Below are 19976 nucleotides of genomic sequence, written 5' to 3'. Positions count from 1 at the left end.
GGGACTACGAGAGCAGGAGCTTCTCGAGGCGACGTGCCGTTCCCACGACGCCGATCCCACCCAGCACCACGAGGTAGCCCACGTGCACGAGCACCCCCCAGCCGACATCTCCAAGCATCAGCGCGCGTTCGAGGGCGACCCCGTGGTAGAGCGGCGTGACCCGCACCAGCCACTGGAGCGCCTCGGGATAGGTCGACAGCGGGAAGAAGGTCGCCGAGAAGAGGAACATCGGCTGGATTGCCAAGGTGATGTAGTCGAAGTGCACCCAGGACTTCATGAAGGTGGTCGCGAACATCCCCAGCGCGGCGAAGGCGAACCCGATGAAGATCGCCGCCGGCAGGGCCAGCAGGGCCCACCACGACCCGACGGCCCCTGCGAGCAGCGCGACGACGAGGAAGGCAGCGGAGTAGAGACCACCACGGATGAGGGACCACGCGATCTCGCCGACGGCGATGTCACGCGGACCCATCGGTGTCGCAAGCACCGCGTCGTAGAGCTTGGCGTAGCGCAGCTTGAAGAACACGTTGAAGGTCGAGTCGAACACTGCGCCGTTCATCGCCGAGGCGGCCAGCAGCGCGGGCGCCACGAACTGGGGGTAGGACACCACTGCCCCCGAGTCGGTGGTGACGGTCTTCACGAGCGCACCGATGCCGATGCCGAGGGAGAACAGGTAGAACACCGGCTCGGCGAACCCGGTCACCAGCGCGATCCAGCCGTGGCGGAACGACGTGACGTTGCGTTCGATGAGCATCCTGGCCAGCCCGGCCCCGGCAGGCATCGGCACCAGCCTGGCCAGCCGCGCCGACGCCTGCCCGCGAACGGGCCCCGACGCGGGACCGGACGCGGGCCGGGGGTTGGAGGTCGAGGTGCTCACGGGACCAGCCGCCTCGCGAAGGACTTCTCCGCGAGCCACCAGCCCACGGCGGCATACACGGCCAGCACGAGCAGGTGACCGAAGAACGGCGCCCCGACCGCGGCACCCGTCGCCACTGCACGACACGCCTCGACCCCGTGCCACAGCGGAGTGACCCACGCGATGGGCTGCATCCACCCGGGCAGCTGCTCGATGGGGAAGAACGTGCCGGAGAACAGCATCAACGGCGTCACGATCCAGCGGAACAGGATGTTGAAGCCGTCATCGCCCTCCTGCCTGGCGGTGAAGGCGAAGATCGGGGTGGTGAACGCCATCCCCGTGAGGATCGCGATCGGCAGGCAGAGGACTGCGAACACGGACCCGAAGCCGCCGAACAGGGACGCCACCGCCATGAAGATCGCCGTGGCCGTCGTGAGGTGGGCAGCCACCGCGAGGAAGTGGCCCCGCAGCACGTCGCGTACGGACATCGGGGACGCGAGCATGGCGTGGTAGCCCATGTTCCACTTGATGTAGCCGAGGACCTGGTAGGTCGACTCCCCCATCGCGACCCACATCGTCTGGGTGGCGACGATGGCCGGGACGACGAACTGCAGGTAAGGCAGGCCCCCGACTCCGCCCACCCGGTCGTCGACGAGCGAGCCCAACCCGATGCCCATCGCCAGCAGGAAGAACAGCGGCGACAGGAACCGACCGATGATGCTCCCCCGCCACGTGCGTCGGTAGACCGTGAGGAAGTACGTGAAGACGGCCAGGACCCGCTCGGCGGCAGACAGCGGCTGGCGGATGCCATGGTCCGCCCGGGACTGGTGATGAAGCTGCGGGTGCGGCTGCTGGAGCGCCATCAGTCCACCAGCGTCCGGCCGGTGAGGTGCAGGAACACGTCCTCGAGCGTGGCTCGGCGCACGAGCGAGGACAGGGGTGCGATCCCGCGCGAGTGCACCACCGCCGCGGCCTGGTCACCGTCGTCGGCGTAGACGAGGAGCCGGTCGGGCAGCACCTCGACCCGCTCGCCGATCCCGGTGACCTGCTCGGCGAAGTCCTTGTGGTCCTCGGCGTCAAAGCGCAGCTCGAGGACCTCTCGCGTGGAGAACTCGTCGATGAGCGAGCGCGGCGACCCCTCGGCGACGATCCGTCCGTGGTCCATGACGACGAGCCGGTCGCAGAGCTGCTCCGCCTCGTCCATGTAGTGGGTGGTCAGCACGAGCGTCACGCCCGACCGCTTGAGCCGGAACAGCCTGTCCCACAACACATGTCGGGCCTGTGGGTCCAGACCGGTGGTCGGCTCGTCGAGCAGGAGGATCTCGGGTGAGTTGATGAGGGAGCGCGCGATCGTGAGACGTCGCTTCATCCCGCCCGACAGCGGCTCGACCTTGTCCTTGGCGCGGTCGGTGAGCTGGGCGAAGTCGAGCAGCTCAGCCGCCCGCGAGCGCACCTCCTTGCGGGAGAGTCCGAAGTAGCGCCCGTAGATCCGGAGGTTTTCCTCGACGGTGAGCTCCTCGTCGAGCGTGTCGCGCTGCGGACAGTTGCCCAGCCGGGCCCGGATGGCGGGGCCGTTGCCGGCCGGGTCGAGCCCGAAGAGGCGCAGCTCGCCGCTCGTCACCGGGGACACGCAGCCGACCATTCGCATCGTGGAGGACTTGCCGGCGCCGTTGGGCCCGAGGAACCCGAAGCACTCGCCCTTGCGGACGGCGAAGTCGATCCCGTCCACCGCCGTGAACTCCCCGAACTTCTTGGTCAGTCCGGTCGCGCTCAGCAGGATCTCGTCGTCACCACTCACTCGCCCCAACCTAGCGAGGTCCACCGACAGACTCACGCGCATTTCTGTCAGGTGGTCCAGGCCGTCAGGTGGTCTGGGTGGCCTCGAGCTCGGCGACGAGGGTCCGGGCAAGCTCGGCCGCCGGCAGCCGGCGCAGCCGGCCGTGGCCCGTGCCGGCCCACAGGTTGACGAGCTCGGCCTCCCCAGTGGCCTTCCCGTGCGCCCGCAAGGGCGCAGTGAGGTGGTGGACGTGCGGGTATGCCGCGGGCGCGGCCTCGGTGAACAGCTCGGTCCACGTCGTGGTCAGGGCACGGGCACTGCGTCCGGTGAAGGCGCGGGTCACGGTGGTGCCGGTCCGATGGGTCAGGGCATGCCGGTGCACTGGTGCGGTCCCGGCCTCTGGGCAGTCCAGGAACGCCGTGCCCAGGGCCACCGCAGTCGCGCCGGCGCGCAGGACGGCGGCTGCGTCGGCCCCGGTCATGACCCCTCCAGCGCCCATCACCGGCAGTGAGGTGTGGCGGACCATCTCCTCGACCAGGGGCAGCAGCCCGGACTGGATGGCGCAGGTGTCGACCGGGCCGCCGCGGTGACCTCCCGCCTCCCAACCCTGCACGACGAGGCCGTCCACGCCGAGCTCCTGCGCCCACTCGACCTCCGTGGCCTCGTTCACGGTGACCCACACCGCGACCCCGGCGGCCTGCAGCCGCGTGACCACGTCCGCAGGCGGCCACCCGAAGGCAAAGCTCACCAGGGCGGGCGACAGCTCCACGAGGAGGTCGACCTTGGCCTCGAACGCGTCGTCGTCGTAGCGCGGTGTCCCCAGCTCGACGCCCGCCGACGCCGCCCACGGTGCGAGCAGCTCGGCATACTCGAGGGTTTCCTGCTGCATGGACGGGCTGTCCGGTGACGGCGCAAAGATGTTGACCCCAAAGGGATCTGACGTCATTGCCCGCAGGGCGACGACGTCGTCGCGAAGGCGTTCCGGGGTGAGGTAGGCGCCCGCGAGGAAGGGGAACACTCCGCCCTCGCCGGCTGCTGCGGCGAGGGCGACGGTCGACGGCCCGCCGGCCATCGGTGCAAGGACCAACGGGTGGGCGGACCAGTCGACGGAAGTCACTTCGCCGGTCTCCGCTCGATGCCGAGCCGACGGGACTCGGGCACGTCCATCGCGTCGCAGAGCGCGAGCCAGACCCGACGAGGGCTCTCCCCCGCCTCGAGCGCCTGGACCACCGTGCGCTCGCCGAGGACCCCGAGCACGAGGTGCTGCGCGAGCGAGGAGGCGTAGCCCTCCCCGAACTCGTCGTTCATCAACACCCAGAAATGGCTCAGCCGCACGCAGTGAGTGTAGGCGGCGTCGGCCCAGCCCAGGCGACGCAGGCTCAGCCGGGGTTGGTGGCGGAGTCGCTGTCCAGGGGGAGGTCGGTGACGAGGTCGTCGGGTGCGCGCATCAGCCAGGCGTCGGTCACGAGCTCGCGGAGGCGTTCGACCCCCACCTGCGCCAGTCGCAGCATCACCAGGGGCGCGTTCTCGTATCCGGGGGCGGTGAAGAACACATCGGGCTCACCGAGGAGCAGTGCCTGCTTCTCACCCTCGTCGCCGACGAAGAGCACCGCGATGTCGGTGCGGATCAGCCGCGGCCTGCCGGGCCGACGCTCCGGATAGGACCAGATGAAACCCTTGTCGCCCACCCGGAAGTCGAATCCTGAGCTGGGGACCTCCACCACGTGGGGCAGCGAGGTGGCCAGTCTGCGGACGTCCTCGGCGTCAGCCAACGCAGCCGCCGTCCGACCACACCGTGCCCATGCCGTAGAGGTTACGGGGCGGGAGCCCTCGCCGGTCGACGAGCCCCCCGCCCCGATTGAACGAGCGCAGACCTTCACCTCAGGCAAGGGCCGGAGTACAGTGGTGGCGCTGCCCCGGACCATGGTTGCGAATGAGTGACTGTCCGGGGCTCGTGCGCATCCCCAGACTCTCATCGCGACCCGAGGCAGGTCACCGCGCGCCCCTCCCTTCCGCCCCCGAGGGTCGAGGGGCGCGCGAATCAACGCCGACGCTCGATGCGCTCCTCTCACATCGGGCGTCGCGCACGCCTGCGCGACGCTCTACCGGGGACCTGTCGGTGCGGGGTGAGAGGCTGTAGCCCTCATGGCAACGGACGTCCTCGACCGCTTCTCCCCAGCCACTGCCGAGTGGTTCAGGGGCTCGTTCAGCGCGCCCACGGCCGCACAGGCGGGGGCTTGGGATGCCATCAGCTCCGGCCACCACGCCCTGGTCGTGGCGCCGACCGGATCAGGCAAGACGCTGTCGGCGTTCCTGTGGGCCCTCGACCGACTCTCGGCCGAGCCTCCCCCGGTCGACAAGATCAAGCGCTGCCGGGTCCTCTACGTCTCGCCCATGAAGGCACTGGCCGTCGACGTCGAGCGCAACCTGCGCTCGCCACTGGTCGGGATCGGGCACGCGGCGACCCGGCTCGGGCTGACGCCGCCGGCCATCACCGTCTCGGTGCGGTCCGGCGACACCCCTGCCAGCGAGCGGCGGGCCTTCGCCCGCACCCCCACCGACGTGCTCATCACCACACCCGAGTCGCTGTTCCTCATCCTCACCTCGCAGGCGCGAGAAGCGCTGGCCGGTGTCGAGACCGTCATCCTCGACGAGGTCCACGCCGTGGCCGGCACCAAGCGGGGCGCCCACCTCGCGCTGTCCCTCGAGCGCCTCGACGCCCTGCTGGACAAGCCGGTCCAGCGGATCGGCCTGTCCGCGACGGTCGAGCCCGTGGCCGAGGTCGCGCGCTACCTCGCCGGAGGCCGACCCGTCGAGATCGTGCGGCCTCCGTCCACCAAGGAGTGGGACCTCGAGGTCGTGGTCCCCATCGCGGACATGTCGGCGCTCGGGGAGGTCATCGAGGACGACCTGTCAGGACCCGCGTCGGGAGCCGAGCGCCGGGCCTCGATCTGGCCGCACGTGGAGGAACGCATCGTCGACCTCATCGCCTCCCACCGGTCCACGCTCGTCTTCGCCAACTCGCGTCGCCTCGCCGAGCGGCTCACGGCTCGGCTCAACGAGATCTGGGACGAACGTCTGGAGACCATGCGACAGGCCCGAGGCGACGAGCCGCCCGAGCCGGCCACGCGGCATACCGGCAACCGCACCCCGGCCCAGCTCATGGCGCAGTCGGGGGCGTCGTCCGGCGCGCCCGCGGTGCTGGCCCGCGCCCACCACGGTTCGGTGAGCAAGGAACACCGTCAGCTCATCGAGGAGGACCTCAAGGCCGGGCGGCTGCCCGCCGTGGTCGCCACGAGCTCGCTCGAGCTCGGCATCGACATGGGCGCGGTCGACCTCGTCATCCAGGTCGAGTCACCACCGTCGGTGGCGTCTGGACTGCAGCGGGTCGGTCGGGCCGGCCACCAGGTCGGAGCGGTGTCGAGGGGCGTGTTGTTCCCCAAGTTCCGTGGTGACCTGGTCCAGACCGCAGTCGTCGTCGAACGCATGAGAGCCGGCGCGATCGAGTCGCTGCGCGTCCCCGCCAACCCGGTCGACGTGCTCGCCCAGCAGGTCGTGGCGATGTGCGCCCTCGACGAGTGGTCCGTCGACGACCTCGAGTCGGTGGTCCGCAAGGCGACGCCGTTCGCCTCACTGCCGCGATCGATCCTCGAGTCGGTGCTCGACATGTTGTCGGGGCGCTACCCCAGTGACGAGTTCGCCGAGCTCCGCCCGCGCATCGTGTGGGACCGCGTGACAGGGGTTCTGACGGGGCGTCCGGGCGCCCAACGCCTCGCCGTCACCTCGGGGGGCACCATCCCCGACCGCGGTCTGTATGCCGTGTTCCTCGCCTCCAGTGAGGGTGCCGGGCGCCGGGTCGGCGAGCTCGACGAGGAGATGGTCTACGAGTCGCGGGTGGGCGACGTGTTCACGCTGGGCACCTCGACCTGGCGGATCGAGGACATCACCCACGACCAGGTGCTCGTGACTCCGGCGCCGGGCCTTCCGGGGCGTCTGCCCTTCTGGAAGGGTGACCAGCAGGGCCGGCCCGCCGAGCTGGGGCGAGCCGTGGGGGCCTTCGTTCGCGAGGTGGTCGGACTCTCGCCCGCCAAGGCGAGGGACCGGGTCACCGCCGCAGGGCTCGACGAGTGGGCGGCGGACAACCTGCTCGGCTACCTCGCCGAGCAGCAGGAGGCGACCCGCCACGTCCCCGACGACCGCACCATCGTGGTCGAGAGGTTCCGCGACGAGATCGGTGACTGGCGGGTGGCGGTGCACTCGCCCTTCGGGGGGCAGGTGCACGCCCCTTGGGCGCTGTGCGTGTCGGCCCGGATGCGCGAGCGCTACGGCGTCGACGTCCAGGCGATGCACGGCGACGACGGGATCGTGTTCCGGCTTCCCGACCTCGAGTTCGAGGACGACGGCGGTTCGGGTCGCGGCGTGGGCGCCGAGCTGCTCGAGCTCGTCCGCCTCGAGGCCGACGACGTCCATGACCTCGTCACGTCCGAGATAGGCGGATCGGCGCTGTTCGCCGCGCGGTTCAGGGAGTGCGCGTCGCGTGCCCTGCTGCTGCCCCGCCGGCGTCCCGACCGTCGCCAACCCCTGTGGCAGCAACGGCAGCGGGCGGCTCAGCTGCTCGAGGTCGCCAGCCAGTACGCGTCGTTCCCGATCGTCCTGGAGACGGTCCGCGAGTGTGTCCAGGACGTGTTCGACGTGCCCGGACTGACCGCCCTGATGCGCTCGATCGAGTCACGCGAAGTCACCCTGGTCGACGTCGAGTCGGCCCAGCCGTCCCCCTTCGCCCGGTCCTTGATGTTCGGCTACGTCGCCCAGTTCCTCTACGAGGGCGACTCCCCGCTGGCAGAAAAACGCGCCGCCGCCCTGGCGCTGGACCCGACCCTGTTGGCCGAGCTGCTGGGCCGTGGCGAGGGCCTGTCCCTGCGCGACCTGCTCGACCCGGCGCAGGTGACCCGCACCGAGTCCGAGCTGCAGCGCCTGGTCCCCGAACGCGCCTGCCGCGACGCCGAGGACGTGGCCGACCTGCTGCGGGTCCTGGGGCCGCTCCCCCTCGACGAGATCGTCCGACGGTCGCAGGAGTCCTTGGCACGCAACGAGATCGGCGCGTGGTTGGTGGACCTCGAGGGGGCCCGACGCCTCATCCGCGTGCGTGTCGCCGGCCAGGAGCGCTGGGCTGCGATCGAGGATGCCGGACGCCTGCGTGATGCCCTGGGCAGCTCCCTGCCGGTCGGCATACCGCAGACCTTCCTCGAGTCCGTGCCGGACCCGCTGGGCGACCTGGTCCGCCGCTACGCCCGCACCCGCGGCCCCTTCCCCGCCGCGGCGGTGGCCGCCTGGTGGGGCATCGGTCCGGCGGTTGCCCTCGACGCCCTCCGCCGACTCGTCTCCTCAGGTCGCGTCGTCGAGGGCGAGCTGCTCCCCACCGAGAACGGTGGTGGGCTGCACGGCCTCGACTACTGCGATGCAGAGGTGCTGCGCCTGCTACGCCGTCGCTCCCTGGCCGCGCTGCGCGCCGAGGTCGAGCCGGTCCCCGCCGTCGAGCTGGCCAGGTTCCTCCCCCAGTGGCAGTCGGTGGGTGGAGGCCTGCGCGGTCGCGAAGGTCTGGTCCGCGCCGTCGAGCAGCTGGCGGGAGCCGTGCTCCCGGCAAGTGCCCTCGAGAGCCTGGTCCTCCCGAGCAGGATCGTGGACTACTCCCCCACGCTGCTCGACGACCTCACGACCAGCGGCGAGGTCCTCTGGCGCGGCCACGGGGCACTACCCGGCGACGACGGCTGGGTGTCGCTGCACCTCGCCGACACCGCCCACCTGACCATGGCACCTCCCCCTGACCGGACGCTCACCGACGGTGAGCAGGCGATCGCCGAGGCCCTCGCGGGTGGCGGGGCATACTTCTTCCGCACCCTCGCCGAGGCCGTGGGCAGCAGCGACGACGAGTCCCTGCTCGCCGACCTGTGGGCACTCGTCTGGGACGGCCGAGCCACCAACGACACCCTCATCCCCCTTCGCGCCCTGCTCGCCGGCGGCCGCACCAGCCACAAGCGCAGCCGTCCCGGCCCACGCACCACCAGGTATGCCGGACGACGTGGCTCGCTCGGTGCCCTCTCGGGACAGCGTGGGCTGGGTCGTCCCACCGTGCCGACCCGCAGCGGGCCGCCCGCTGGGGCCGGACGCTGGTCCTTGCTTCCTGAGGTCGAGCTGGACGCCACCGTCCGCGCCTACGCCACGGCCGAGGTCCTGCTCGACCGCTACGGCGTGGTCACGCGCGGCTCGGTCGTCGCAGAGGACGTTCCGGGCGGGTTCGCCGGCGTCTACCGCGTCCTGGCGGCTGCCGAGGAGTCGGGGCGGGTCCGCCGCGGCTACTTCGTCGAGTCCCTGGGCGCCTCCCAGTTCTCCACCACCGGATCGGTCGACCGGCTCCGGGCCGGCGCCCGACCAGTGGGCGACGATGCCGACCGAGCCGTCCCGGCGATGGTGCTCGCCGCCACCGACCCGGCCAACGCGTACGGTGCGGCCCTCCCGTGGCCTGACCGGGCGACGGGTGCGGACGACCCGGGCGACGGCGCGTCGGCCGGAGGGCCCTCGGTGGCTGGTTCCTCGGGCATCGCATCACCAGCCGGCAAGACCCCAGCCGGCACGTCTGCCGCCGGCACGTCTCCCGCCGGCAAGCGTGGACACCAGCCGGCCCGCAAGGCTGGGGCCCTGGTGGTCCTGGTCGACGGCGAGCTCGTCCTGTACGTCGAGCGTGGCGGCAAGACGCTTCTCTCGTGGACGGACGACGAGCAGTCCCTCCAGGGCGCGGCCGATGCCCTGGCACTCGCCGTCCGCGAGGGTGCACTGGGCCGGCTCACCGTCGAGAAGGCCGACGGCGGCGCCGTGCTGGGGTCTGCCCACCCGCTCGCAGCCGCCCTGGCCAGGGCAGGCTTCCACGCCACCCCGCGCGGCCTGAGACTGCGGCGGTGAGGTCCACAGCCGCTGCCATCGGGGTCCCTGGTGCCTGAGGGCGACACGGTCTGGCGCACCGCCCAACGACTGCACAAGGCGCTCGCCGGCGCAGTGGTCGTGCTGAGTGACCTGCGGTTCCCCGGCGTGGCCACGGCCGACCTGCGCGGAGCCAGCACCCTCGAGGTCGTCAGTCGTGGCAAGCACCTCCTCCACCGTTTCGACAGCGGGCTGACCCTGCACTCACACCTGCGGATGGAGGGTCAGTGGCGGGTCGCGGCACCGGATGACACCGCCGGCTGGCTGCGTCGCGACGACCTGCGCGCGGCGGTCGGCACCTCTTCGTGGACCGCCCTGGGACTGCGGCTCGGGCTGCTCGAGCTGCTCCCGACCGGCCATGAGGCGACGGTCGTGGGCCACCTCGGACCCGATCTGCTCGGGAGCGACTGGGACCTCTCGCGGGCACTGGCCAACCTGCGGAGGTCGCAGACCTCGATCGGGGCCGCGCTCCTCGACCAGCGCAATCTTGCGGGCATCGGCACCCTGTGGGCGAGCGAGTCGCTCTTCGTGGCGCGGCTCGGGCCCTGGACTCCTGTCTCGGAGCTCGCGGACGAGGAGCTGGAGCGAGTCGTCACCCGCGCTCAGCGGCTGCTCGACCAGGCTCGACACGATGGGATCCAGTCCAGCACCGGGATCCGGCGACGTGGGGAGGAGTCGTATGTGCATGCCCGCTCGGGTCGGCCCTGTCGACGGTGCGGCACGACTGTGCGTGTCGCGATGATCGGCCCCCCGATGCGGGAACGGACGATGTTCTACTGCCCTGGCTGCCAGGACGGCCTGGCGCCCACCGACGACGGTCGGCCCCAACGCCCGCTCGGCTCGGCACGGGGGACCAGCCGGACCACGGGAAAGCGTCGCACCTGACCGGGCTCCTACCAGGGCAGAGGCTGCCAGCCGTCCGGGCGGTCAGGCAGCCGAGGCGGAAACCATGGCCGTCGCCGGAAGCGGCAGCGAGACCGGCGCGGTGAGCGCCTCCGTCTCGGCGACCCGCTCGGACACCTGGCCGAGGACCTCGGACAACGGCAGACGCAGCGCCCCGCAGATCGAGGCGAGCAGCTCGGAGGATGCTTCCTTCTCGCCGCGCTCGACCTCACTGAGGTAGCCGAGCGACACGGATGCGGCTGCGGAAACTTCGCGCAAGGTGCGTCCCTGCGACTGGCGTTGCTCACGGAGCACGTCACCAAGTTCACGACGAAGCAGAATCATGACGCCCTCCTTCACTGCTCGACTTGCCGGTTGCAGGGCACCAACGTTACCCCGAGCCCCTGACGCTGCGCGCGCGGGAACGCAGAACACGCGGTACGACGTGGTCAACGGTCCACGGCGTGAGAATCTTCCGCCCCACCGATCACAGCAGCCACGACGGCAGTCGCCGCGGGGCGTCCGTGAGGCGTGCGTGGTCGGTGCAGGGGGCGTCCGTTGGTCTGCGCAGGTCAGCGCCCTGCCGTGGTCAGGCCCTGAGATGCGGATCGTTGGCGGCCGCGCGCAACACCTCGGTCACGAGCGAGAGGGCATGTGCCACTGTCTCCCGCCGGATCGACTGACGGTCGCCGGTCAGCGCCAGCTCCCGGACCGCCACCTCGCCGTCGAACGCCACCGCGACGAACACGGTCCCGACCGGGCGGTCGTCCTGCGGGTCCGGCCCGGCCACACCGGTGGTGGCGACGCCGACGTCGGAGCCGAGCACGCGGCATACCCCGGTGGCCATCTGGCGGGCCACCTCGGCCTGGACCGCACCACCGGTCGCGAGCAGGCCGGCGTCGACCCCGAGGACCCGGGCCTTGAGCTCGGTCGCATAGGCCACCACGCAGCCCCGCACCACGGCTGAGGCGCCGGGCACGTCGGTGAGCGCCGCGCAGACCAGGCCACCGGTGAGCGACTCGGCGGTCGCGATGCTGCGCGAGACCGCAGCCAGGGCAGCCACCACCTCGGGAGCGGTGCTCATCCGTGTCGGGCGGCTCGGCGCGCGCGCTTCATCGCCGAACGTTCGCTGGTCTGCCGCAGGCGCAACGCCTTCAGCGCGATGTCCAGTCCGGTCACGACGGTCACGACGACCGCGAGCCCCAGCACCACGTCCGCGACGAGGTTCCAGGCGTCCGCTCCGGCAAAGGACGACAGCGGCAGCGTGAACAACAGCAGGCCGAAGAACTGAAGGGCCGTCTTGACCTTGCCGCCCCGACCCGCGGGCATCACGCCGTGGCGGATCACGAAGAACCGCAGCACCGTCACTCCCCATTCGCGCACCAGGACGACGACGGTGACCCACCACGGCAGCTCACCGAGGACCGAGAGCCCGACGAAGGCCATCCCCATCAGGGTCTTGTCGGCGATGGGGTCGGCGATCTTGCCGAAGTTGGTGATCAGGCCGCGACGCCGGGCGATGTCGCCGTCGATGCGGTCGGTGAGGGTCGCGAAGATGAACACCACAGCCGCCGCCCAGCGCATCACCGGACGGTCCCCACCGTCGACCAGCAGCAGCCAGCCGTAGACCGGCACGAGCAGGATCCGGGTGACCGTGAGGGCGTTGGCGATGTTCCAGGAGCTCGGGGGCGGGACCGCCACCGGCGCCGCGGCCGGGTCGGGGGCCGGCGCCGACTCGCTCAGCATGGCACGGCCAGCAGGTCGATCCCCTCGGTCCCGGTCACGACGGCCCGCACGATGTCGCCGACCACGACGTCGGGGAACTGGGAGGGATCGAGCATGGTCACGCCGTCGACGTCGGGTCCCTGGTGGGCCGCCCGACCCACGACGGACGTCTCCTCGTCCTCGTCATCGCCCGTGGGCACCGACTCGACGAGGACGTCCACGATCTCGCCGATGCGCTCCTCGGCACGCTGGAGGTTAAGTTCCTCGATAAGCGCTGTGAATCGCGAAACACGTTCTGCGACAACATCATCGGGCAGCTTGTTGCCATAGGTCTCGGCCTCGGTGCCGTCCTCGTCCGAGTACCCGAACACACCGACGACGTCGAGTCGGGCAGCCAGCAGGAACGCCTCGAGCTCGGCGAGGTCTTCCTCGGTCTCACCCGGGAACCCCACGATGACATTGCTCCGGATGCCGGCCAGCGGCACCCGGGCGCGTACCTCGTCGAGGAGTCCGAGGAAGGCCTCGCGACCGCCGAAGCGCCGCATCGAGCGGAGCAGTCCGGCCGAGGCGTGCTGGAAGGAGATGTCGAAGTAGGGCACGACGCCCGGCACGGAGGCCATCGCGTCGAGCAGTGCGGGACGGATCTCGGCGGGCTGCAGGTAGCTCACCCGGACGCGCTCGATCCCCGGGACCGCAGCGAGGTCGGGCAGGATCTTCTCGAGCAGCCCGATGTCCCCGAGGTCCTTGCCGTAGGACGTCGAGTTCTCACTGACGAGGAACAGCTCCTTGACGCCGCGCTCCCCCAACCAGCGAGCTTCGGCCACGATGTCGTGCGGCCTGCGCGACACGAACGCACCGCGGAACATCGGGATGGCGCAGAACGCGCACCGTCGGTCGCAGCCACTGGCGATCTTGAGGGGAGCCCAGGGGCGACCGTCGAGACGGGCGCGGATCACCCGCGGGCCGGACGGCGGGACCGGTCCGTCCACGGTGACGTCGACGGGCTCGGTCGAGACCTGCTCCGGTGAGGTGGGGTCAGTGGGGATGCCGTGTCCGGGCAGTGCCACACCGACCGACCCGTCCTGCCGCTGGACCGGGGACAACGGGAGCAGCTGGCGTCGGTCGGACGGGACGTGCGAGGCCGGCGCGTGGCCGTCGAGGACGGCCCGCAGGTGGCTCGACATGTCCGCGTAGGAGTCGAACCCCAAGACGGCGTCGGCCTCGGGCAGCTCGTCTGCCAGCTGCTGGCCGTAGCGCTCGGCGAGGCATCCCACCGCGACGACCTTCTGGGTCTTCGAGTGCCCCTTGCGCGCCGACGCCTCGAGGAGCACGTCGATCGAGTCCTTCTTGGCCTGCTCGACGAACCCGCAGGTGTTGACCACCGCGACGTCCGCGTCGTCGGCGTCGTCCACGAGCAACCAGCCCTCGGCGGCCAGGCGGCCGGCGAGCTCCTCGGAGTCGACTTCGTTGCGGGTGCACCCCAGCGTGACCAGGGCGACGCTGCGCTGCGTTGTCGAACTCATGTCCCCACTCTAGAGGTGGGTAGCGTGGCGTCATGACCGCGACAGCCGATGCGACCACCGCCCGGATCAGCGCCCTGCTGGCGCGCCATCCGGTCATCGACGGGCACAACGACCTCTTGTGGGAGGCGCGCGAGAAGGTCGGCTACGACTTCGACCGGCTCGACATCGAGGCAGGGGGGACCCCGACGCACACCGACCTGCCCCGCCTCGCCCAGGGTGGCGTCGGCGGCCAGTTCTGGTCGGTCTTCGTGCCTGCCTCGCTCCAGGGTGACGACGCCGTGAGCGCCACCCTGGAGCAGATCGACGCGGGCCACCAGATGGTGGCGAGGTATGCCGGCCGGCTGGCTTTCGCCCGCACCGCGGACGAGGTGGCGGCCGCCTGGGAGTCGGGGCGGATCGCCTCCCTGCTGGGGGCCGAGGGCGGGCACTCGATCAACAACTCGCTCGCGACCCTGCGCATGCTCCACGTCCTGGGCGTCCGCTACCTGACCCTGACCCACAACAGCAACGTCGACTGGGCTGACTCGGCCACCGACGTGACGGTGCACGGAGGGCTGTCGGCGTTCGGCGTCGAGGTGGTGCGCGAGATGAACCGGATCGGCATGCTCGTCGACCTCAGCCACGTCTCGGCCGACACGATGCGCGACGCCCTGCGGGTGGCAGAGGTGCCGGCGATCTTCAGCCACTCCTCGGCGCGGGCGGTCTGTGACAGCCCGCGCAACGCGCCCGACGACGTCCTGGAGTCGTTGCGGGACAACAACGGCGTCTGCATGGTGACCTTCGTGCCGACATTCGTGAACCCCGAGGCGGCAGCCTGGCGCGAGCAGCTGAACGCGGCCGCGGCGGCAGAGGGGATCACGCCGGCCGACGCCGCGGCATACAGCCCGTTCTACGACGAGTACTGCCTCAGCCGTCCCACACCGAAGGCCACGCTCGCCGACGTCGTCCAGCACGTCGAGCACGTCCGCGAGGTGGCCGGAGTCGACCACGTGGGGCTGGGTGGCGACTACGACGGGGTGGCCACGCTGCCCGAGGGGCTCGAGGACGTCACCGGCTACCCCCGGTTGCTGGCGGCGCTGGCTGACCGCGGATGGTCCGACGACGACCTCGGCAAGCTCACGAGCGGCAACATCCTGCGCGTGATGAGGGACGCCGAGGCAGGCGCGAGATCGCTGCAGGAGCAGCGCGGGCCCAGCCTGGCCACCATCAAGGACCTCGACGGCGATCCGGTCTCCGGGTAGTCGTCCTGCTAGTTGCGCCAGCGGGAGATGGTCAGGCCGACGACGCGGGCGATGATCAGCGCGACGTACATGACGCCGGCCACCTGCTCGATGATCACGACCGAGCGCGCGAAGGGCAGAACGGCGGTCACGTCGGAGAGCCCGACGCTGGTCAGGTTGGCGAAGGACAGGTAGAGCAGCTCGAGGAAGGTCCGGTGTCCTTCACCCTGGTAGGCCGTGAACGACCCCGGATAGACCACCTGCACGGCCATGAACAGGTGGGCGAACATCCACGACACGACCGTGAAGTTAGCTCCCACCGCGAAGATCTCGTCGCGGGTCACCCAGGAGTCGTCGAACAGGTAGCGGATCAGGCCGTACCCGGTGTAGCCGTAGAAGGCCGCGTGCAGGATGGCTGACCAGAAGACCACCTGGTGGTTCGCCGGGGCCAGCCCCTCGGCGACGGTCAGGGCCACGACTGGCACGCCCAGCACCACCGCGACCCACGTCAGGGCCGGCGTAGCCCTGACGGCATAGACCGCGATCGAGAGCACCAGAACGCCGAACACCCCGATGAGCGTGCGCCCCAGCGGCGTGTCCCCCGCAAAGGGGTACGCCAGCACCTCGAGCAGCTGCGCCGCGAGGAGCACCCCACTGGGGTGCCCCTTGACGGCGTTGAACCATTCACGCATGGCGACACCCTAAGGGTGTGCGCCGAGTCCCAAGGGTCTCCGAGTCCCCAGGGTGGGCGCCGAGTCGTCAGGTGGCGTGCTTCAGTTCGTGACGACCCTCACGCGCAGCGTCCGGGCGGCCACCACGGCCGCGAGGCAGGCAGTGACCGCCATGACCAGCGCCATCGGGACGGCTGAGCCCGAACCCATCGCGCCGATGAGGGGGGCGGACACACCACCGATGACGAACTGCGACGCGCCGAGCAGGGCAGCAGCGGTCCCCGCGGCCTCACCGTGCCGGGTCAGGGCCAGTGCGGGGGTGTTCGGCAGGGTGAGACCGCACGCGAACAGGAGGAACCAGAGCGGCACGAGGACCGTGGTCAGCCCACCGACACCCGTGATCGCCGACGCCAGGAGCACCAGTGCGGCGACCGCACCGATCGAGACGCCCGCCCGGACCAGCTGGCGCGGCTGGAACCGCTTGAGCAGGAAGGGGTTCGCCTGCGACCCGGTGAGGAAGCCCAGCGAGTTGAGGCCGAAGGCCAGCCCGAACTGGGTCACGCTCAGTCCGTAGATGTCCTGCAGCACGAACGAGGAGCCGCCGATGTAGGAGAACAGCGTCGCGAACATCAGGCCGCTGATGAGGACGAGCCCGACGAAGGTGCGGTCGCGCAGGAGCATGCCGTAGGTGTTGAGCACCGGGCGGAGGGCCAGCGGCCTGCGTCGCTCCGCAGGAAGCGTCTCGCGCAGGGCGAGACTGGCCAGTGTCACCAGGAGCACACCCGCCACGGCGAGGATGACGAACACCCCGCGCCACGAGGTGAGCCGGAGGATGAAGCCGCCCAAGGTCGGGGCGAGCACCGGCGCGAGACCCATGACGAGCATCAGGCGGGACAGCATCGTCGCGGCAGCCGACCCCGCGAAGAGGTCGCGCACCATCGCCATGGCAACCACGGACACGGCCGCGTTGCCCAGGCCCTGGATCGCCCGGCCGACGGTGAGCAGCTCGATGGTCGGGGCGAACGCACAGAACACCGAGGCCGCGATGTGCAACGCCAGCCCGGCGATGAGTGGTCGGCGGCGTCCGATGGCGTCCGCGAGCGGCCCGACGAGGAGCTGCCCGAGCCCCATGCCCAGCAGGATGCCGGTCAGCGTGCCCTGCACGGCCGACTCCGACGCCGCGAGGTCGCGGGTGATCGAGGGCAGCGCCGGCAGGTAGGTGTCGATGGTCAGCGGACCGATCGCGATCAACGCGCCGAGCACGAGGACGAAGCGGAGGTACGAACGGCCCGTCGGGGCCGCCTGGACACCGGTGCTGGCATGCGGTGACGGCGTGCGCGTGGGGGTCGCGGTCGAAGTCGGGGCGATCGAAGTCGGGGCTGTCGGAGTCGGGGCGGTGGCGTCAGTCAGTGTCTCGGGAGCGGCAGTCACCTCTGCGCAACGACGAAGGGCACGGGTCTATTTCATCCCGCGCCCTTCATCTCGGGTCTGGTCAGTCCCTGCCGGTGAGCTCCCAGGCGTCGAGGGACTCCTCGACTTCCTCGCGACCGGCGAGCCCTCTCGCCACCGGGTCGTTGTCGTAGCGTGAGTCCGGCGCGTAACCGGGCGTGTAGCCGGAACCCGCAAGGGCGACCTCGTCCGTCCGCTCGACACCCGTGTCGTCAGGATCCGCCGCCTGTCCGTCGAACACCGGCTCCATCTCGGGCACCTCGTCCCCACGCATGAGCGCCAAGGTCATGGGCAGGTCGTCGAGCTTGATCAGCACGTCGCGCGCCTTGGAACCCTCGGACGGACCCACCACCCCGCGGGACTCGAGCAGGTCCATGAGCCGACCTGCCTTGGCGAACCCGACGCGCAGCTTGCGCTGGAGCATCGACGTCGAGCCGAACTGGGTCGTCACGACGAGCTCGGTGGCCTGGAGCAGCAGCTCGAGGTCGTCGCCGATGTCGTCGTCCACCTGCTTCTTGGCCGCCACCACCGTGACGTCGTCGCGGTAGCTGGGCTTGAGCTGGCCGGTCACGTGCTTGACGACCTGCTGGATCTCGGACTCGGTGACCCACGCACCCTGGACGCGCATCGTCTTGGAGGAGCCCATCGGCAGGAACAGCGCATCGCCCTGACCGATCAGCTTCTCGGCACCGGGCTGGTCGAGCACGACCCGGCTGTCTGCCAGCGACGAGGTCGCGAACGCCATCCGCGACGGCACGTTGGCCTTGATGAGGCCGGTGACGACGTCGACGGACGGGCGCTGGGTCGCCAGCACTAGGTGGATGCCCGCGGCCCGTGCCAGCTGCGTGATCCGGACTATCGACTCCTCGACGTCCCGGGGCGCGACCATCATCAGGTCGGCGAGCTCGTCGACGATGACCAGCAGGTACGGGTACGGGTGGATGACCCGCTCCGAGCCCGCCAGCGGCTTGACCTTGCCCGCCTTGACCGCCTTGTTGAAGTCGTCGATGTGCTTGAAACCGAACTGCGCGAGGTCGTCGTAGCGCGTGTCCATCTCACGCACCACCCAGGCAAGCGCCTCGGCGGCCTTCTTGGGGTTCGTGATGATCGGCGTGATGAGGTGCGGGATCCCCTCGTATGCCGTGAGCTCCACCCGCTTGGGGTCGACCAGGACCATGCGCACCTCGTCGGGCGTGGCCCGCATGAGGATCGAGGTGATCATCGAGTTGACGAAGCTGGACTTGCCCGCGCCGGTGGCGCCCGCGACGAGCAGGTGCGGCATCTTGGCGAGGTTGGCGATGACGTAGCCGCCCTCGACGTCCTTGCCGACGCCCATCACCATCGGGTGCTCGTTGCCCCGCGCTGCCTGGCTGCGGAGCACGTCGCCGAGGCTGACCTTCTCGCGGTCGGCGTTGGGGATCTCGATGCCGATCGCGGACTTGCCCGGGATCGGCGACAGGATGCGGACGTCGGCCGAGGCCACGGCATACGCGATGTTCTTGGAGAGCGCGGTGACGCGCTCGACCTTGGTGCCACGGCCGAGCTCGACCTCGTAGCGGGTGACCGTCGGTCCACGGCTGAAGCCGGTGACCTGGGCATCGATGTCGAACTGCTCGAGCACCTGGCTCAGCGACTCGACCACGCGGTCGTTCGCGGCACTGCGGGTCTTGTGCGGGGAACCCGGCTCAAGGATGGCGTTGTCGGGCAACGTGTAGGTGATGTCGCCGGCGAGCGCGAGCTGCTCGACTCGCTGTGGCAGCGGGGTCGTCGGGGGCGCCTCAAGGGCGGCCTTGACCTCGATGGCCGGGCCCTTGGCGGGCGAGGTGGTTTCGGCAGTCGCCGAAGGGGCCAGAACGCCGGGCGAGGTGGGGCGCTTCTCGCCGGGGCGGAACCGCCGACCGTCGGGTGCCACGAGAGCGGCCTGCTCGAACGCCTCGTCCCCCTCGAGCGGACCCTCCGGGTCGATCACGCGGCGACGACGCCTGGGCTTGTCCTCGACCGCGTCGGCGAGCGGGTCCTTCCCGGCGTCGACCGTCCCACGGTGGAGGAGGTGGTCGCGCAGCTCGGCGAGGCGGGTGGGGACCATGTGCACGGGCGTCGCGGTCATCACCAGGAGGCCGAAGAAGCCCAGCATCAACAGGATCGGCACGGTGCCGTAGACCGACACCGCGGCCTCGAGCGGGCTGGATGCCAGGAACCCGATGATGCCGCCACCGTCACGCATCCCGTCGGCGCCCTGGGGTGGGGTGGGGATGTCGGCGGCGACGTGGGCCAACCCCGAGGCGGCGAAGGCGAGGGCGCCCAGGCCGACACCGAGGCGGGAGTTGGCCGAGTCCTCTTGCGGCGCGCGCAGGAAGCGGATGCCCAGGAAGAGCAGGGCGAGCGGCACGGCATAGGCGACGCGTCCGAAGGTGCCTGCGACGACGGCGTGCACGACGTCGCCGAGGGCGCCCTCGAAGGCCCACCACTCCCGGGCGGCGACGAGGATCGACACTCCGATGAGGAAGAAGCCGAGCCCGTCACGTCGGTGCTCGGGCTCGAGCTCACGGGCGCTGGTGCCGACCCGGCGCACCGCGCCGCCGGCCACGTGTGCCATGCCCATCCAGGTGCCGCGGACCGCGCGCAGGGGCAGCGGCAGTCCGCCACCGCTGGCCTTGCCACGCGCGGGGGACTTGCGGGGTGTGCTGCTCTTGCGGTTGGCGGGGCGTGTTGCGGTGCCCCGGCTCCCCGACGAGCGCGACCCTGCATTTGATCGTGCTGGTGTGGACGGACGTGTCGCCATGCTCCGCAGGCTACGCGAAGGTCACACGGGACACACGCGTCACACGCGTTCCACCCGCAGGCAATGTGTCCGGATCGCCCTGGCCCGAACGGCCGAGTTGCCCTCCCCGATCGGGTACG

Annotated in this window: 16 protein-coding genes; 3 read left to right on the top strand and 13 right to left on the bottom strand. The window is 70.7% G+C overall.

Annotated elements, in window-relative coordinates; genetic code table 11:
- Positions 1 to 4 precede the first annotated feature (4 nt).
- From AC1DWR_RS13825 to AC1DWR_RS13800, 6 genes are all read right to left on the bottom strand, one after another.
- On the bottom strand, positions 5 to 874 hold the full coding sequence (locus AC1DWR_RS13825; RefSeq protein ID WP_477612514.1) for an ABC transporter permease: 870 nt from the start codon (positions 872 to 874) through the stop codon (positions 5 to 7).
- Positions 871 to 1716 carry an ABC transporter permease gene (locus AC1DWR_RS13820; protein WP_477612513.1) on the bottom strand — a complete coding sequence of 282 codons (846 nt, stop codon included), beginning with the start codon at positions 1714 to 1716 and terminating at the stop codon, positions 871 to 873. The genes AC1DWR_RS13825 and AC1DWR_RS13820 overlap by 4 nt, the downstream gene beginning before the upstream one ends.
- The gene (locus tag AC1DWR_RS13815) at positions 1716 to 2651 is read right to left on the bottom strand and encodes an ABC transporter ATP-binding protein (protein WP_477612512.1); all 936 of its coding nucleotides are present in this window, start codon (positions 2649 to 2651) and stop codon (positions 1716 to 1718) included. Before AC1DWR_RS13815 ends, AC1DWR_RS13820 begins: the two co-directional genes overlap by 1 nt.
- 64 nt (positions 2652 to 2715) lie before the next feature.
- The gene (locus tag AC1DWR_RS13810; protein ID WP_477612511.1) at positions 2716 to 3747 is read right to left on the bottom strand and encodes a nitronate monooxygenase; all 1032 of its coding nucleotides are present in this window, start codon (positions 3745 to 3747) and stop codon (positions 2716 to 2718) included.
- Entirely contained in the window at positions 3744 to 3965 is a 222-nt protein-coding gene (locus AC1DWR_RS13805; RefSeq protein ID WP_477612510.1) for a DUF3046 domain-containing protein, read from the bottom strand. The genes AC1DWR_RS13810 and AC1DWR_RS13805 overlap by 4 nt, the downstream gene beginning before the upstream one ends.
- Positions 3966 to 4009: 44 nt before the next feature.
- A complete protein-coding gene (locus AC1DWR_RS13800; RefSeq protein WP_477612509.1) occupies positions 4010 to 4402 on the bottom strand; it encodes an MmcQ/YjbR family DNA-binding protein in 393 nt (130 codons plus the stop codon).
- A gap of 373 nt (positions 4403 to 4775) precedes the next feature.
- Between AC1DWR_RS13800 and AC1DWR_RS13795 the strand changes: the two genes are divergently transcribed.
- Both AC1DWR_RS13795 and AC1DWR_RS13790 read left to right on the top strand, forming a co-directional pair.
- Entirely contained in the window at positions 4776 to 9587 is a 4812-nt protein-coding gene (locus tag AC1DWR_RS13795; protein ID WP_477612508.1) for an ATP-dependent helicase, read from the top strand.
- A gap of 30 nt (positions 9588 to 9617) precedes the next feature.
- Positions 9618 to 10490: a DNA-formamidopyrimidine glycosylase family protein gene (locus AC1DWR_RS13790; protein WP_477612507.1), complete on the top strand. Its 873-nt coding sequence runs from the start codon at positions 9618 to 9620 to the stop codon at positions 10488 to 10490.
- 42 nt (positions 10491 to 10532) lie between these two features.
- On the opposite strand, the gene AC1DWR_RS13785 is transcribed toward AC1DWR_RS13790, so the two are convergent.
- The 4 genes from AC1DWR_RS13785 to rimO all read right to left on the bottom strand — a co-directional run bounded on the left by AC1DWR_RS13785 (position 10533) and on the right by rimO (position 13735).
- Complete coding sequence (locus AC1DWR_RS13785) at positions 10533 to 10832, bottom strand: helix-turn-helix domain-containing protein (RefSeq protein ID WP_477612506.1); 300 nt, start codon at positions 10830 to 10832, stop codon at positions 10533 to 10535.
- 244 nt (positions 10833 to 11076) lie between these two features.
- Entirely contained in the window at positions 11077 to 11571 is a 495-nt protein-coding gene (locus AC1DWR_RS13780) for a CinA family protein (protein ID WP_477612505.1), read from the bottom strand.
- Positions 11568 to 12233 carry a CDP-alcohol phosphatidyltransferase family protein gene (locus AC1DWR_RS13775; protein WP_477612504.1) on the bottom strand — a complete coding sequence of 222 codons (666 nt, stop codon included), beginning with the start codon at positions 12231 to 12233 and terminating at the stop codon, positions 11568 to 11570. Before AC1DWR_RS13775 ends, AC1DWR_RS13780 begins: the two co-directional genes overlap by 4 nt.
- Positions 12227 to 13735 (bottom strand): 30S ribosomal protein S12 methylthiotransferase RimO, encoded by a 1509-nt coding sequence (gene rimO / locus AC1DWR_RS13770; protein ID WP_477612503.1) that lies wholly within the window; start codon positions 13733 to 13735, stop codon positions 12227 to 12229. The genes AC1DWR_RS13775 and rimO overlap by 7 nt, the downstream gene beginning before the upstream one ends.
- A gap of 32 nt (positions 13736 to 13767) precedes the next feature.
- On the opposite strand from rimO, the gene AC1DWR_RS13765 reads away from it, so the two are divergent.
- Positions 13768 to 14976: a dipeptidase gene (locus AC1DWR_RS13765; RefSeq protein ID WP_477612502.1), complete on the top strand. Its 1209-nt coding sequence runs from the start codon at positions 13768 to 13770 to the stop codon at positions 14974 to 14976.
- 8 nt (positions 14977 to 14984) lie between these two features.
- Here AC1DWR_RS13765 and AC1DWR_RS13760 read toward each other — a convergent pair whose 3' ends face one another.
- The 3 genes from AC1DWR_RS13760 to AC1DWR_RS13750 all read right to left on the bottom strand — a co-directional run bounded on the left by AC1DWR_RS13760 (position 14985) and on the right by AC1DWR_RS13750 (position 19857).
- The gene (locus tag AC1DWR_RS13760) at positions 14985 to 15647 is read right to left on the bottom strand and encodes an ion channel (RefSeq protein WP_477612501.1); all 663 of its coding nucleotides are present in this window, start codon (positions 15645 to 15647) and stop codon (positions 14985 to 14987) included.
- Between the two features lie 81 nt (positions 15648 to 15728).
- Entirely contained in the window at positions 15729 to 16994 is a 1266-nt protein-coding gene (locus tag AC1DWR_RS13755; RefSeq protein ID WP_477624734.1) for a multidrug effflux MFS transporter, read from the bottom strand.
- 124 nt (positions 16995 to 17118) lie between these two features.
- A complete protein-coding gene (locus tag AC1DWR_RS13750; protein WP_477612499.1) occupies positions 17119 to 19857 on the bottom strand; it encodes an FtsK/SpoIIIE family DNA translocase in 2739 nt (912 codons plus the stop codon).
- Positions 19858 to 19976: the final 119 nt, after the last annotated feature.

This window comes from Pedococcus sp. P2_E2, assembly GCF_056403955.1.
This window is presented reverse-complemented; position numbering and strand designations above follow the sequence as displayed.

Bases quoted from the DNA above. Each gene is read 5' to 3' on its own strand.
- AC1DWR_RS13820 (WP_477612513.1), bottom strand. From the start codon at position 1,716: ATGGCGCTCCAGCAGCCGCACCCGCAGCTTCATCACCAGTCCCGGGCG.
- AC1DWR_RS13795 (WP_477612508.1), top strand. From the start codon at position 4,776: ATGGCAACGGACGTCCTCGACCGCTTCTCCCCAGCCACTGCCGAGTGG.
- AC1DWR_RS13785 (WP_477612506.1), bottom strand. From the start codon at position 10,832: ATGATTCTGCTTCGTCGTGAACTTGGTGACGTGCTCCGTGAGCAACGC.
- AC1DWR_RS13780 (WP_477612505.1), bottom strand. From the start codon at position 11,571: ATGAGCACCGCTCCCGAGGTGGTGGCTGCCCTGGCTGCGGTCTCGCGC.
- AC1DWR_RS13775 (WP_477612504.1), bottom strand. From the start codon at position 12,233: ATGCTGAGCGAGTCGGCGCCGGCCCCCGACCCGGCCGCGGCGCCGGTG.
- rimO (WP_477612503.1), bottom strand. From the start codon at position 13,735: ATGAGTTCGACAACGCAGCGCAGCGTCGCCCTGGTCACGCTGGGGTGC.
- AC1DWR_RS13765 (WP_477612502.1), top strand. From the start codon at position 13,768: ATGACCGCGACAGCCGATGCGACCACCGCCCGGATCAGCGCCCTGCTG.
- AC1DWR_RS13760 (WP_477612501.1), bottom strand. From the start codon at position 15,647: ATGCGTGAATGGTTCAACGCCGTCAAGGGGCACCCCAGTGGGGTGCTC.
- AC1DWR_RS13750 (WP_477612499.1), bottom strand. From the start codon at position 19,857: ATGGCGACACGTCCGTCCACACCAGCACGATCAAATGCAGGGTCGCGC.